The following is a 273-nucleotide window of genomic DNA, read 5'->3' as shown; positions in this document are numbered from 1 at the left end:
GCTGTCGGGGATCAGCGGTGCCCTGTTCCCCATGCACCGCGGCGACGGCGCTTTGGTTGGGGTCGATCCGAATCCAAAGCGGCGTCGGGTCCGTGCCGACCGGTAGCCGGGTGCTGCCGACAATCACTGAAGATCATCACCCGCAGCACGGAGCGATCTGTCTGCCGCCGCACTCCAAAGGGAGCCGGCACCGGCAGAGCGGTGCCCCGGATCGAGTTCCGGTGACTGCATTGCCAACCCGGCTGTCGGGGATCAGCGGTGCCCTGTTCCCCA

Annotated in this window: 1 protein-coding gene; it reads left to right on the top strand. The window is 67.4% G+C overall.

Features of this window, described 5'->3' with window-relative positions; genetic code table 11:
* Positions 1 to 92: 92 nt before the first annotated feature.
* Positions 93 to 273: hypothetical protein (locus BQ17_RS22370; protein WP_218068094.1), on the top strand; the 181-nt coding region annotated here is incomplete at its 3' end.

It is taken from the genome of Candidatus Thiosymbion oneisti, from assembly GCF_900092655.1.
Classification (GTDB): Bacteria; Pseudomonadota; Gammaproteobacteria; order Chromatiales; family Chromatiaceae; genus Thiosymbion; species Thiosymbion oneisti.
This window is presented reverse-complemented; position numbering and strand designations above follow the sequence as displayed.